1 protein-coding gene is annotated in these 238 nt (G+C 37.4%); it reads right to left on the bottom strand.

The window, feature by feature from the left end; genetic code table 11:
* On the bottom strand, positions 1-238 hold a 238-nt coding region (locus tag J7R07_RS08200), incomplete at both ends, for a hypothetical protein (protein WP_208436350.1).

Here is a 238-nt window from a genome sequence, read left to right as displayed (position 1 = left end):
AACTCTCATTAATCTGACCATTCCCAACATTATGAAGACCTACAGGAGCACGATCTTTGCCTTTGCCAAAAGTAACACTCGTATAATCCGTAGTGCTATTTTCATCACCTTTTTTATCGTAAAGAACGACTGCTGAATCTTCAGATTGAAGATTGTTGGAAAGATCCTTCAAACTTTTATCTAGTTGGCCTTTATTAACAGCATCATCATTGTTCTTTCCCTCACCAACACCAGAAAT

The sequence above is a fragment of the Bartonella phoceensis genome, from assembly GCF_902825145.1.
GTDB lineage: Bacteria > Pseudomonadota > Alphaproteobacteria > Rhizobiales > Rhizobiaceae > Bartonella > Bartonella phoceensis.
This window is presented reverse-complemented; position numbering and strand designations above follow the sequence as displayed.